This window comes from Brevundimonas sp. M20 (genome assembly GCF_006547065.1).
In the GTDB taxonomy this organism is placed as follows: domain Bacteria; phylum Pseudomonadota; class Alphaproteobacteria; order Caulobacterales; family Caulobacteraceae; genus Brevundimonas.
The window spans coordinates 162,654-175,129 of record NZ_CP041243.1 but is presented as its reverse complement, the minus strand read 5'-3'; the positions used below and the strand labels follow the sequence as shown (position 1 = coordinate 175,129).

The window sequence follows — 12,476 nt, the reverse complement described above, 5'->3', positions numbered from 1 at the left end:
GTTCCGGCGCTTCCATCGGGGCCTACTTCTTGAGCTCTTCCGTCGCGGCGGCGGCGCCGGCCTGAACCGCATTGCCCGCCTTGTCGGCCGCATCGCCCGCCGTATCGACCGCCTCGTCCGCGACCCTTGGCGCCTCGCCCTTGACCGTGGCGACACCGGCGGCGATCCAGCCGTCCATGATCGCGCCGCCCTCCGCCAGGGACCGCTCCTTGATGCCCAGCACGGCCGTCAGGACGCCGAACACCGCCAGCAGGGTCACAAGCACACCGACAATCGGATTGGCGCCGCCGCGACGGCGCTTCGTGCGCGCCCACACCGGACTGTGATCCCCATCGTTCGCCATGCGAACCGGTTCAGAAAAACGCATACGCAACCCCCGTCTGCATCCAAAAAACCCCGACCGCCGCCCTCCGCGACCGTCCGGGGCAAGCCTAGTACAGGCTTAACCCTGATTATAGGCTGAGGAACCGCCCAGCTTATCCAGCGTTCTCACCCCAGGGGCGAACCCGAGGATCAAGGAACACATCATGAAAACGGCGATCATCGCGATTGCGGCGGCCGGCCTGATGGCTTCGGCCTGCGCCAGTGACGGTTACGGTTACGGCGGCCCGAACGAAACCGTCCGCCAAGGCGCCATCGGCGCCGGTGTCGGCGCAGTGGCCGGCGCCATCATCGGCAACAACGTAGGCGACGGCAATGCCGGTCGCGGCGCGGCCATCGGCGCGGTCGTCGGCGGCGCCGCCGGCGCCATCCGCGGCTCCAGCCAGGACCGCGCCAACCAGCGCCGCTACACCGACAGTCAAGGCCGGTACTACTACTGCTACGACGGCCGTCAGGACGAGTGCTACTGGGAAAACGGTCAGCGCCGCTACTAGTAGCAAGGGCTGAGGCCTGAGCTTTGGGGGCGGTTCGTCGAAGGGCGGGCCGCCCCTTTTCATGCGCCGCCCGGGGCTGGGCGGAGGACAGACGAGGGGTTGGATATGAAGCGTTTTGTGGTGATCGTGGCGGGCGCGGCGGCGCTGGCGGGGTGCGGCTGGACGCCGGGAATGCGGGACCGGGCCGAGATCGTGGCCGAGCCCTCACCCTGCACGGCCAAACGGTTCGATGTCTATTTCGCCGAGAACGAGGCCCGGCTGACCAGCGCGGCGCTGCAGGCCATCGGCCTGACCGCAACCCAGCTTCAGGGCTGCGACATCAAGCGGGTGCAGGTCGTGGGTCTGGCCTCGGCGACGGGCGGGGTTGCCTCCAATCTGAATCTGTCCGAACAGCGCGCCATCGCCGTGGCCGAAGCCCTGCAAGCCGCGGGCTGGCCTGCGCCGGCGTTCGAAGTGGGGGCGGTCGGCGACGCGGGCGCGACCACGGCTGCCGGGACCAATGAGCCCCTGCGCCGCCGGACCGAGGTGCTGGTCGAAGCCGCGCCGAAGGCGCGCGAACGCCGCTGAGGCGACCTGACGCTGACGGCGGCGCGTGACGACACAGGGGCCGTGCGGCTAAGGTCCCGCGGTTCCGAACGAGAGACCGTCGCGTGCGCCGCCTGTTCCGTCTTCTGATCCTGCTGACCCTCATTCTGGCGCCCGCCGGGATGGCGGCGGCGCAAACCGGCCCCCAGCGCACCGACGAGATCGAGGCCGAGCTGGTGTCCATGAGCCGCTGGGCCACGCCCGGCGGCACGACCGTGGTGGCGGTCCGGCAGAAGATCGAACCCGGCTGGCACACCTACTGGCGCAATCCCGGCGACTCCGGCGGCCCGACCACCCTTCAGTGGACCCTGCCGACAGGCGTTAAGGCGGGCGACATCGTCTGGCCGCTGCCCGAACGGCAGCGGCTGCAGGGACTGGTGAACTACGGCTATGAAGGCGCGGTCTATCTGCCCGTGCCGGTCGAGATCCCCGCCAGCGCACGACCCGGTTCGACCCTGCCGCTGCGGGTGAAGGCCCTGTTCCTCGTCTGCAGCGACGAGATGTGCATTCCACGGGAATTGACGCTGGGGCTGGATCTGCCGATTCGCGAAGGCGCAGCCCCTCAGGACGCCGCGCACGGCGCCGCCATCGCCCGCATCCTCGAGCAGGCGCGGCGCCCGGCGGGGATCACCGCTCGCGCGACCCTCGAGAACGGCGTCCTGACCCTGTCGGCCACCGGCGGACCTCTGGCTGGAGGCGATCCGGGACCGACCTATTTCTTCCCATTCGAAAGCGGGACCATCGACCATGCGGGCGCCCAAAGCGGCTCATGGGGTCCGAACGGCCTGACGCTGGTGCTGACCGCGGGCGGGAAGATGGCCGCGGGCGGCCTGACAGGCCCTGTCGCCGGCGTGCTGGCTACCTCGAAGGGCGCCTTCGAGATCACCGCCCAGCCCGGCGCGCCCCTGCCCGGCGCGACCGGCTCAGGCGCACTGGCCCCGCTGGATGACGCCGCCCCGACCCCGGGCGCCTCCGCTCCCGCGACCGGGTGGATCGTGTTCGCGCAAGCTCTGGTCTTCGCCCTGCTGGGCGGGCTGATCCTGAACCTGATGCCCTGCGTCTTCCCCATTCTGGCGATGAAGGCGGCGGCGCTGGCCGCCTCGGCCCATGACGCGAGACACGCGCGGGCAGATGGCCTCGCCTTCCTCGCCGGCGTTCTGACGACCTTCATCATCCTCGCCGGCGCCCTGCTGGGTCTGCGGGCGGCGGGCGAGGCCGTCGGCTGGGGCTTCCAGCTGCAGTCCGCGCCGGTCACAGCCGGTCTGGCCCTGCTGATGCTGGCGGTGGCCCTGAACCTGTCGGGCGTCTTCCACATCGGCGGTGGATTGCAGGGCGTGGGCTCGGGCCCCCTGTCCCGACTGCCCGGCGGCGCGGGGTCCTTCTTCACAGGCGCGCTGGCGGTGATCGTAGCCGCGCCCTGCACCGCCCCCTTCATGGCCTTCGCCCTGGGCGCGGCCCTGTTGATGCCCTGGCCGATGGCGCTGGCGGTCTTCCTGATGTTGGGACTGGGTCTGGCCCTGCCCTATGTGGCCATCAGCCTGACGCCGCGCCTGCTGTCGAAACTGCCGCGCCCCGGCGCCTGGATGGACCGGCTGAAAAGCCTCCTTGCCTTCCCGATGTACGGCGCCGCCCTGTGGCTGGCCTGGGTGTTCAGCAACCAGACAGGCGCCGAGGGTCTGGGCCTGCTGTTCGCCGCCGGTCTGGCGGGCGCGACGGGCCTGTGGCTGGTCGGCGCGGGGCAGGGCGAGCGGGCGCTGGGCCGTCGCGGGGTGATCCACACCATTGCGGGCGCGGCTCTGCTTCTGGCCATGCTGGGCGCCGCGACCCTCGCGGCCCGCGCGCCGGTCGAAGCCCCTTCAGCAGACGCCGGAACCGGCGAACTGTCATCGGCCCCGTGGTCGGCGCAGGCGGTCCAGACCGCCCTGTCCGAAGGCCGGCCGGTGCTGGTGAACTTCACCGCGGACTGGTGCGTGACCTGCAAGATCAACGAACGGACCTCCCTGACCACGCCGGGCGTGAAGCGGGCGATGGAACAGTCGCGCGCCGTCTATCTGATCGGCGACTGGACGCGGCGTGATGACGCGATCACCGCCGAGTTGCAGCGCCACGGCCGGTCAGGCGTTCCGCTTTACCTGCTTTACCGGCCCGGACAGGCCGGACCGGAAATCCTGCCCCAGTTGCTGACCGAGGGCGTCGTCGTCGAGGCCCTGAAGCCCTGACCCCACTGAAGGAGACCGCCCTGGTTCGCGCCCTGCCCCTTCCGACGCTGGTCGTCGCCCTCGCCGCCCTGTCTCTCGCCGCCTGCCAGCAGCAGGCCGCCGCGCCCGCGGGAAAGGCTGACGCGCCGGCCGCAACCACCGCCGCGCCGGGGGCCATACCGATGCCCGGTCAGGCCGCTCCGGCCTTCACCCTGATCGATTCAGAAGGCGCCCCCCGCTCGCTGGCGGACTTCCGGGGCAAGATCGTGGTTCTGGAATGGACCAACGAAGGCTGTCCCTACGTCCAGAAGCACTATTCGGGCGCCATGCAGGCGCTTCAGAGGGAAGCGGCTGAAGACGGCATTGTCTGGCTGAGTGTCATCTCGTCAGCGCCCGGTACGCAGGGCCATGTCGAAGGCGAAAGCGCACGAAGCTGGAAAACCCGCACCAAGGCGAATGCAACCCACCTTTTGCTGGACCCGACAGGTCAGGTCGGCCGCGCTTACGGCGCCAAGACCACGCCGGACATGCGGATCATCGACCGGGAAGGACGGCTGGTCTTCGTCGGCGGCATTGATGACAAGCCCACCAATGACGTGGCCGACCTGCAAGGCGCGACGAATTTCGTCCGCGCGGCGCTGGATGACGTGATGTCGGACCGCCCTGTGCGGACCGCCTTCGCGACTCCTTACGGATGCTCGGTAAAGTACGCGGACGAGGCGTAGTCCCGCCCCTCGGTCTCTAGACCGGGGGCTGCGGCGGCGCGGTGATGACTTCGATGTTGTCGTTCAGCAGGTAGTGGAGCTCGTCCAGCGCGACGCGGCGTTCGGCCGGGGTGGCGGCGGTGCGGACGGCCTCGACCTTCTTCGGCATGTCTTCCGAAATGCCGCGCAGGATGCATTTCAGATCGCCGTCGGTACCCCGCTCCTTGAGGATCAGATGCCCCTGCATGTCGAGGTCGGCCAGCGCCGTGGTCTCGGTCTCGAACCGGCCGAGCGCCTCGGGGGTCATGTACCAGTCGGGCGCGGAAGCCAGATTGGCCTGCCACTGGCCGACCACGCCGCGCAGCGCTCCGGCGCGACTGACGATATCGGCGAACAGGGGCTCGTCCGCGACTGAAACCGGAGCGTCGGCGACGGCGCGCGGTTGCTCCGCCGCCAGGGCGACGTTGGGGTCTGTGAGCAGCAGAGAGATCGCGAGGGCGACGCCGCAGGACATAAGCAACCTCAATTGTTTTGCCGAATCACCGATTCGACGTTGAACCGGCTTACGCCCGACCCGTAAACGAGGGTTTACGACTCCCCGCCGACCGCCGCCGAGATCGCCGATGAACGCCCGCAATCAAGCCCTCGACCTTCTCCGCGCCGTGGCGCGCAAGGACGCGGGGGCGCGCATCGTCCACCATTTCGCCACCGACCCGGGCCGGATCGACCGGATGAGTGTGGATGCGGCGGGCCTGTATCTGGACCTGTCGAAGCAGTCCTGGAGCGCCGAGGGCTTCGAGGCCGCGCTGGATGTCGCCCGCGCCTGTGACGTCGAGGGTCGCCGCAACGCCCTGTTCGGCGGCGAGGCCGTGAACAACACCGAGGGCCGGGCCGTCCTGCACCCCGCCCTGCGCGCCGCCGAAGGGGCCGACTTCCACGCCCTGGGCGAAGCTGTGTCGAAGGAGGTCGACGAGACCCGTGACGCCATGGCGCAATATGCCGCCGACATCCGCTCGGGCGCCGAAACCGGCGGGACCAAGCAACCCTTCACGGCCATCGTCCACATCGGGATCGGCGGATCGGATCTGGGGCCGCGCCTGCTGTGGGATGCGCTGAAGCCGCTGGAACCGGCGATCGACCTGCGCTTCGTGGCCAATATCGATCCTCGCGACATGGCCGAGGCGCTGGCGGGGCTGGAGCCCGAAACGACGCTGGTGGTGGTCGTCTCCAAGACCTTCACCACGCAGGAGACCCTGGCCAACGCCGAACTGGCCAAGGCCTGGTTGGCCGAAAGCCTGTCACCGCGCCGGATGATCCGCCACCTGATCGGCGTCACCGCCGCGCCGGACAAGGCCAGGGACTGGGGCTGTGGTCGCACCTTCGGCTTCCGCGACTGGGTCGGCGGTCGCTATTCGCTGTGGTCGGCGGTCTCCCTATCGGTCGCAGTGGCGCTTGGCTGGGATGTGTTCGAGCGGGTGCTGGCCGGCGCCCGCGCGATGGACGACCATTTCGCCGAGGCAGATCTGGAGAAGAACGCACCGGTGCTGCTGGCGCTGGCGCAGGTCTTCAACATCGAGGGGTTGGATCGCCACGCCCGCACCGTCGCCCCCTACGCCCACGGCCTGCGCCGCCTGCCTGCCTTCCTGCAGCAGCTGGAGATGGAGTCAAACGGCAAACGGGTGAAGCGCGACGGCACGCCCGTCGACACCGCCACCGGCCCCATCGTGTTCGGTGAACCGGGCACCAACGGCCAGCACGCCTTCTTCCAGCAGATCCATCAGGGGCCGACCGTGGTTCCCGCCGAATTCGTGGTCGTCGGCCATACGTCGGCGACTGCGATGGACGACCGCGAGGGCGACGCGCCTCTGTGGTCCAACGCGCTGGCGCAAGCGCAGGCCCTGATGGTCGGCAAGACGGAGAAGGACGCCCGGGCCGAATTGATCGCAGCAGGCGCGTCGGAGGCCGAGGCGGACCGTCTGGCCCCGCACAAGACCTTCCCCGGCGACCGCCCGTCCTCCACCATCCTGATGGACGCCTTGACCCCCGAAGCCGTCGGCGCCCTTCTGGCCCTTTATGAGCACAAGACCTTCGTCGAAGGTGTGATCTGGGACATCAACAGCTTCGACCAATGGGGTGTCGAACTGGGCAAGGTTCTGGCCAAGACCATCCTGAAGGACGTCGAGGCGGGTGAGCCGTCAGCCGGCCTCGACCCGTCGACGGCGGAGTTGATGAAGCGACTGATGGTTTGATCAGTTCGCCGGCGGCTGCCACAGCTCAATAGCGTTGCCTTCGGGGTCATGAATGCGGGCGAAACGACCCATCTCGGGCGTCGCGTCCCATTCGTCCTTGGTGATGATCTCAACGCCCGCCGCACGCAATGACGCCAACAGGCCATCCAGATCATCGACCCGCAGGTTCAGCATGAAGGCCTTGTCGGCGGCGAAATAGTCGCTGTCAGCCTTGAAGGGGGCGAAGACCGTCGGCCCGGCCTGTTGGTCCCAGACGTAGACGCCCGGAGGCGCACCGACGCCCAGATGCTCGAGATACCAGGCCGCCAGGGCCTCGGGATCTTTCGAGCGGAAGAAGAAGCCGCCGATGCCGGTAACCGCCATGTCTTTGTCCTCCCTGACGGCGGCACCTTGCGCCGGGACGATGCTGGACGCCAGAGGACCGGCACACGGGAAAAAGGCGGGCCCCTTTTCAGGAGACCCGCCTTCCTCGCCCACACGTCCGATCAATTCACACGAACGGACGGAAGGGTGTTCTGTTACCAGCGACGATCGTAGCGATAGTCGCGGCGTTCGCGACGCTCATCACGGCGGTGTTCGCGGTAGTCACGACGCTGCTCCCAGCGCGGGTCGCGGCTGTTGATGCCGTGCTCGCGTTCCCAGTGACCCTGGTTCCGGTAGCAGCGACCACCACGATAATAGCCGCAGTCATCGTCACGGTTGTTGCTGGCGGCGGCGCCGAGGGCCGCCCCGGCGAGGGCGCCGCCGACGACATAGGCGCCGTCGCCGTTACCGACAGCCGCGCCGGCGATGCCGCCGACCACAGCGCCGATAATGGCGTTACGACCGCTGTTGTCGCGGTCACGATCACGGCTCTGGGCCTCGGCCGGAGCGGCGGCCATCAGGGTCATGGCGCCGACCAGGGCCGGGGCGGCGAAAGCGATTTTCGAAAACGTCTTCATGGTCGGTTCCTTTCGAACGGGACCGGCGTCTCCGCCGGGTGTGAGGACCGTTATGCCGGTGGCAGCCTGAACCGGCCGGGAGAGAGGCGTTCAGTTTCGGTTCACCTTGCATAAATCGCTGTAATGTCGGCTGATGCCCGGAAAGGGAGAGGTCGGGCATGAAACGGCTGCTGGCGATCATCATGCTATCGACCGCTTCAGGACTGGCGCTGACGCTGGCCGCCGCCCCCGCCGCGGCGCAGGTGGTTCAACAGCCTCCACCGCCTCCGCCACCGCCGCCGCCGCCGCCTCCACCGCCTCCACCGCCTCCCGCGGTCGCCCCACCGGCCGATGTCCGTATCTCCGCGGCGACCGAAGTCGATCCCATCAGCGCCATCCTGCGGCGCGAAACTGATGCCGGAGCCGCCGCCGAAGCCTTGGTCGCGCTGGGGGTCGAACGCTACGGAGCCGGTGACGCCGACGGCGCGGTGGTCGCGTTGAAAGCGGCGGTCGAGGTGGTCGAGACCCGGCTGGGGCCGGATTCGAAGGTTGCGGCCCACCCGCTGGCTGTACGGGCGAGGCTGAAGCTGGAGACCGGCGACTATGTCGGCGCCCTGGCCGACATCGAACGCGCCCTGGCCCTGCTGGGCGAAGCGGGCGCCGACCCGCTGGAGGCGGCGACCCTTAGCTATGACCGCGCCCGCGCCCTGGACGCCCTCGGCCGCAACGAGGAAACCGAGGCCTCGGCGCGCACCAGTCTGGAGCTTCGCCGCGCCCATCTTGGCGAGGTGCACGAGAAGACCGCCGACAGCCTGAATCTTGTCGCCAACGCCCTGACCGCGCAGGGACGCCATGCCGAGGCCGATCCGCTGTACCGGCAGGTGCTGGGCATGTATGAAGTACTGTACGGACCGGACGACTTCCACGTCGCCATTGTTCTGTCGAACCTGGGCAACTCCCTGCGCCGCACCGGGCGGGCGCATCAGGCGGAGCCCCTGTATGTCCGCGCCGTGGACATCGCGGAGAAGGCGAACGATCCGGTCCTGCTGGCCCAGTGTCTGACCAACTACGGCTGGTATCTGCATGTGACCAAACAGGGCGAACGCGCCGAGGCGCCGTTCCGACGGGCGCTCGAGCTGGCGCTGGACATCGTCGGGCCGGACCATCCCTTCACCGGCAACGCCCGCGCCAATCTCGGCTACGCCCTGTCCGATCAGGGCCGCTGGACCGAGGCCGAGGCGCCGTTTCGGGAAGGACTGGCGGTCTATGAAGCAGGCGTGGGCGCGGACAGTCCCGATCTGCTGGACACCCTGACCGGCTATGCCGCCGTACTGGACCGGCTGGGCCGGGCGCCGGAGGCGGAGGCCCAGTACCAGCGCGCGCGCGCCATCGCCGCGGCCCACCTGCCCCCCGCCCACGCCACCGCGCTGTCCGGCGCCGAGCAGTACGCCGGCTTCCTGATCAACCGCGCCCGCTCGGATGAGGCGCTGGTGCTGGTCCGTGGGGGACTGAGCGATCTGCTGGGCCAGCAGGCCCGCGGTCGTGACTGGCGCACCCGCGTGCGCGGGGCCCGCCCCCTGTTCGCCCGCCAGGTCGAGGCCGCCTGGACCCTGGCCGCCGCGTCGGACTGACCCCCCGTCACAAGCACCTCACCGCTTGACGTTCACGAGCCGCCGCCCTACCTCCCGCTCGCGTTAGCACTCGTGGCTGTCGGCTGCCAAAACGGCACGCCGCGCCCGGGGGCTTCGAACTTCTCAAGGGAGATACATCAAATGGCGTTTCGTCCGCTCGGCGACCGCGTGCTCGTGAAGCGCGTTGAAGAAGAATCCAAGACCAAGGGTGGCATCATCATCCCCGACACCGCCAAGGAAAAGCCGCAGGAAGGCGAAGTCGTCGCCGTCGGCGCCGGCGTCCGTGACGACAGCGGCGTTGTCCAGGCTCTGGAACTGAAGGCCGGCGACCGCATCCTGTTCGGCAAATGGTCGGGCACCGAGATCAAGATCGATGGCGAAGACCTGATCATCATGAAGGAATCGGACGTGCTGGGCGTGCTCTCGTAAGCACCCGCGTCTGATCGCCTAACTCCAGAAATTCATACAAGACAGGAGCTGCCGCCAATGGCCGCCAAGATCGTACAGTTCAACACCGACGCCCGTGACAAGATGCTGCGCGGCGTCAACGTGCTCGCCAACGCCGTGAAGGTCACGCTGGGGCCGAAGGGCCGCAATGTGGTGATCCAGAAGTCGTTCGGCGCCCCGCGCTCGACCAAGGACGGCGTTTCGGTCGCCAAGGAAATCGAGCTGGAAGACGCCTTCGAGAACATGGGCGCCCAGATGATCCGCGAAGTCGCTTCGAAGACGAACGACAAGGCGGGCGACGGCACCACCACCGCGACCGTCCTGGCCCAGGCCATCGTGCAGGAAGGCCTCAAGGCCGTCGCCGCCGGCATGAACCCGATGGACCTGAAGCGCGGCATCGACAAGGCGGTCACCGCCGTCCTGGCCGAGGTCAAGGCCAGCTCCAAGAAGGTCACCTCCAACGACGAGATCGCCCAGGTCGGCACCATCTCGGCCAACGGCGACGCCGAAGTCGGCGGCCTGATCGCCGAAGCCATGGCCAAGGTCGGCAACGACGGCGTCATCACCGTCGAGGAAGCCAAGACCGCCGAAACCACCGTCGACATCGTCGAGGGCATGCAGTTCGACCGCGGCTACCTGAGCCCCTACTTCATCACCAACGCCGACAAGATGGAGGCCCAGCTCGAGGAGCCGCTCATCCTGCTCCACGAGAAGAAGCTGTCCTCCCTGCAGGCCATGCTCCCGATCCTGGAAGCCGTGGTCCAGTCGGGTCGCCCGCTGATCATCATCGCCGAGGACATCGAGGGCGAGGCCCTGGCCACCCTGGTGGTCAACAAGCTGCGCGGCGGCCTGCGCGTCGCCGCGGTCAAGGCCCCGGGCTTCGGCGACCGCCGCAAGGCCATGCTGGAAGACATCGCCATCCTGACCGGCGGCCAGGTCATCTCGGAAGACCTGGGCATCAAGCTGGAGAACGTGACCCTGGACATGCTGGGCCGCGCCAAGAAGGTCACCATCACCAAGGACGACACCACCATCGTGGAAGGCGTCGGCGAGAAGGCGGACATCGAAGGCCGCGTCGCCCAGATCAAGGCCCAGATCGAAGCCACGACCTCGGACTACGACAAGGAGAAGCTGCAGGAACGTCTGGCCAAGCTGGCCGGCGGCGTCGCCGTCCTGCGCGTCGGCGGCTCGACCGAGGTCGAGGTGAAGGAGAAGAAGGACCGCGTCGACGACGCCCTGAACGCCACCCGCGCCGCGGCTGACGAAGGCATCGTCCCGGGCGGCGGCATCGCCCTGCTGAAGGCCTCCAAGATCCTGGCCGACGTCAAGGGTGACAACGCCGACCAGACCGCCGGCATCGCCATCATCCGTCGCGCCCTGCAGGCTCCGATCCGTCAGATCTCGGAAAACGCGGGCGTCGAGGGTTCGATCGTCGTCGGCAAGGTGCTGGAGTCCACGGACGCTTCGTTCGGCTTCAACGCCCAGACCGAAGAGTACGGCGACCTGGTCAAGATGGGCGTCATCGACCCCGCCAAGGTGGTCCGCACCGCCCTGCAGGACGCCGCCTCCGTGGCCGGCATCCTGATCACCACCGAAGCCGCCGTCGCCGACGCCCCCAAGAAGGGCGGCGCCGGCGCCCCCGACATGGGCGGCGGCATGGGCGGCATGGGCGGGATGGACTTCTAAGTCCGCACCGCTCCGCCGTTACAGGCTGAGAACGAAGAAGGCGCTCCGGGAGACCGGGGCGCCTTTTTTGTAGAATCATCCGCACACGAAGGCGAATTCCGCCCGCCCCCTTCCCGTGAAGATTGTCTTGGTGTGACGATTGTGGCCTATGCGGCGGCGGGGGGAGACACAATGGAACCAAAAGAGAATTTGGCAGAGCGAGAGGCGATCTCTCCGGTCGTAATGCGCCGGCGCCGCCGTGCGGTCAGTGTCGGCGCCTTGATCATTGTCGCGGCCCTCTCGGCCTTACTGATCCCATTGGCCCAAGACATCATTACTCTGCTGTGGGGCGAGCCTTATGATTGGGCCGTCGCACAGTTTCGATTCTCAATCGGCGTCATTGGTCTTTCGAGCGCCATGATCGCTTCTGCTTTTAGCGCGCTCGGCTATCTCCGCGATGGGACGCTGAATCCCTTCTCGATGGTCACATCTGGTCCGCACGAGCCTCGCATCGCATCTGGTCCCCGAGCTTCCGAACGCGAAGCTGAGCGCCCAGAAGCAATCCCGCAAAGGGAAACGCCTTCGGAACAGCTTGCTCGCGAGCTTTCTGTGCGCCTTGATCTGGAAATCCAGAACCAAGACAGAAAAGCCAATCTCAATCTGATCATCGGCGGCGGCGGCGCCTTGTTGGCGCTAGCCATTCTCGTGATCTCGGTATTCCTGCCTCCCCGTGCCGCCGATCCGGCGATGTTCTGGGCGGTTGCAGGCGCCCGAGCATTCTTATCGCTTACGGCAAGTGTCTTCGCGTTTTTCTTTCTTTCTACCTACAGACGGAATCTGAGTGAGAGCCGATACTTCCACAATGAACTCACCAATGTTGAAGCGAAGTTGCTGGCCATCCAGCTATACAGCGAAGTGAAACTGGCAAAACCAGACCGTGGCGATGCCACGATGTTGGAAATGCTCAAAGGCCTAGCGTCAACAGAGCGAAATTTCATTCTGCGTAAAGGCGAGACGACCACTGACCTGCATCAAAAGGATATAGACCGCCAAGAACATAGCGTTCTTCTCGCGGCGCTCTCTGCCTTAACAGACCAGCCGGTTCCGAGAAAAAAGCCCCCCGTCTCTCCGACCCGTGCACAGTGAACTCGGTTTATGACCAATCCGGCCACTCAGCACATGCCGGGACAGGAGTGAGATGG

Annotated in this window: 13 protein-coding genes; 9 read left to right on the top strand and 4 right to left on the bottom strand. The window is 67.5% G+C overall.

The genetic code is table 11. The features are described 5' to 3' along the window. Window positions 1-22 precede the first annotated feature (22 nt). Window positions 23-367 (bottom strand): hypothetical protein, encoded by a 345-nt coding sequence (locus FKQ52_RS00900; RefSeq protein ID WP_141625431.1) that lies wholly within the window; start codon window positions 365-367, stop codon window positions 23-25. 160 nt (window positions 368-527) lie between these two features. Here FKQ52_RS00900 and FKQ52_RS00895 point away from each other — a divergent pair, with 160 nt between their 5' ends. From FKQ52_RS00895 to FKQ52_RS00880, 4 genes are all read left to right on the top strand, one after another. Continuing rightward, entirely contained in the window at window positions 528-875 is a 348-nt protein-coding gene (locus tag FKQ52_RS00895) for a YMGG-like glycine zipper-containing protein (RefSeq protein ID WP_141625430.1), read from the top strand. 105 nt (window positions 876-980) lie between these two features. Continuing rightward, window positions 981-1,442 (top strand): OmpA family protein, encoded by a 462-nt coding sequence (locus tag FKQ52_RS00890; protein WP_141625429.1) that lies wholly within the window; start codon window positions 981-983, stop codon window positions 1,440-1,442. 83 nt (window positions 1,443-1,525) lie between these two features. Next, on the top strand, window positions 1,526-3,679 hold the full coding sequence (locus FKQ52_RS00885) for a protein-disulfide reductase DsbD (RefSeq protein ID WP_240811696.1): 2,154 nt from the start codon (window positions 1,526-1,528) through the stop codon (window positions 3,677-3,679). A gap of 161 nt (window positions 3,680-3,840) precedes the next feature. After that, window positions 3,841-4,383, top strand: a complete 543-nt coding sequence (locus tag FKQ52_RS00880; RefSeq protein WP_141625428.1) for a thioredoxin family protein — start codon at window positions 3,841-3,843, stop codon at window positions 4,381-4,383. 16 nt (window positions 4,384-4,399) lie between these two features. Here the strand turns inward: FKQ52_RS00880 and FKQ52_RS00875 are convergent, their stop codons facing one another. Beyond that, window positions 4,400-4,876, bottom strand: coding sequence for a hypothetical protein (locus FKQ52_RS00875; RefSeq protein WP_141625427.1), 477 nt, complete (start codon window positions 4,874-4,876; stop codon window positions 4,400-4,402). Window positions 4,877-4,985: 109 nt separating this feature from the next. Between FKQ52_RS00875 and pgi the strand changes: the two genes are divergently transcribed. Next, window positions 4,986-6,611, top strand: coding sequence for a glucose-6-phosphate isomerase (gene pgi, locus FKQ52_RS00870; RefSeq protein ID WP_141625426.1), 1,626 nt, complete (start codon window positions 4,986-4,988; stop codon window positions 6,609-6,611). On the opposite strand, the gene FKQ52_RS00865 is transcribed toward pgi, so the two are convergent. Together FKQ52_RS00865 and FKQ52_RS00860 are read right to left on the bottom strand one after the other, a co-directional pair. Continuing rightward, a complete protein-coding gene (locus FKQ52_RS00865; RefSeq protein ID WP_141625425.1) occupies window positions 6,612-6,974 on the bottom strand; it encodes a VOC family protein in 363 nt (120 codons plus the stop codon). Window positions 6,975-7,129: 155 nt separating this feature from the next. After that, window positions 7,130-7,552, bottom strand: coding sequence for a hypothetical protein (locus FKQ52_RS00860; protein WP_141625424.1), 423 nt, complete (start codon window positions 7,550-7,552; stop codon window positions 7,130-7,132). A gap of 158 nt (window positions 7,553-7,710) precedes the next feature. On the opposite strand from FKQ52_RS00860, the gene FKQ52_RS00850 reads away from it, so the two are divergent. From FKQ52_RS00850 to FKQ52_RS00835, 4 genes are all read left to right on the top strand, one after another. Further along, complete coding sequence (locus tag FKQ52_RS00850; protein WP_205750814.1) at window positions 7,711-9,162, top strand: tetratricopeptide repeat protein; 1,452 nt, start codon at window positions 7,711-7,713, stop codon at window positions 9,160-9,162. 141 nt (window positions 9,163-9,303) lie between these two features. Beyond that, window positions 9,304-9,591, top strand: a complete 288-nt coding sequence (gene groES, locus FKQ52_RS00845; protein ID WP_141625422.1) for a co-chaperone GroES — start codon at window positions 9,304-9,306, stop codon at window positions 9,589-9,591. A 57-nt stretch (window positions 9,592-9,648) separates the two neighbouring features. Then, the gene (gene groL, locus FKQ52_RS00840) at window positions 9,649-11,295 is read left to right on the top strand and encodes a chaperonin GroEL (protein ID WP_141625421.1); all 1,647 of its coding nucleotides are present in this window, start codon (window positions 9,649-9,651) and stop codon (window positions 11,293-11,295) included. Between the two features lie 132 nt (window positions 11,296-11,427). Then, a complete protein-coding gene (locus FKQ52_RS00835; protein ID WP_141625420.1) occupies window positions 11,428-12,420 on the top strand; it encodes a hypothetical protein in 993 nt (330 codons plus the stop codon). The last annotated feature ends 56 nt before the right edge of the window (window positions 12,421-12,476 follow it).

Coding starts and splice junctions, on each gene's coding strand:
- FKQ52_RS00900 (WP_141625431.1), bottom strand. CDS start 367: ATGCGTTTTTCTGAACCGGTTCGCATGGCGAACGATGGGGATCACAGT.
- FKQ52_RS00895 (WP_141625430.1), top strand. CDS start 528: ATGAAAACGGCGATCATCGCGATTGCGGCGGCCGGCCTGATGGCTTCG.
- FKQ52_RS00890 (WP_141625429.1), top strand. CDS start 981: ATGAAGCGTTTTGTGGTGATCGTGGCGGGCGCGGCGGCGCTGGCGGGG.
- FKQ52_RS00880 (WP_141625428.1), top strand. CDS start 3,841: ATGCCCGGTCAGGCCGCTCCGGCCTTCACCCTGATCGATTCAGAAGGC.
- FKQ52_RS00875 (WP_141625427.1), bottom strand. CDS start 4,876: ATGTCCTGCGGCGTCGCCCTCGCGATCTCTCTGCTGCTCACAGACCCC.
- pgi (WP_141625426.1), top strand. CDS start 4,986: ATGAACGCCCGCAATCAAGCCCTCGACCTTCTCCGCGCCGTGGCGCGC.
- FKQ52_RS00865 (WP_141625425.1), bottom strand. CDS start 6,974: ATGGCGGTTACCGGCATCGGCGGCTTCTTCTTCCGCTCGAAAGATCCC.
- FKQ52_RS00860 (WP_141625424.1), bottom strand. CDS start 7,552: ATGAAGACGTTTTCGAAAATCGCTTTCGCCGCCCCGGCCCTGGTCGGC.
- FKQ52_RS00850 (WP_205750814.1), top strand. CDS start 7,711: ATGAAACGGCTGCTGGCGATCATCATGCTATCGACCGCTTCAGGACTG.
- groES (WP_141625422.1), top strand. CDS start 9,304: ATGGCGTTTCGTCCGCTCGGCGACCGCGTGCTCGTGAAGCGCGTTGAA.
- groL (WP_141625421.1), top strand. CDS start 9,649: ATGGCCGCCAAGATCGTACAGTTCAACACCGACGCCCGTGACAAGATG.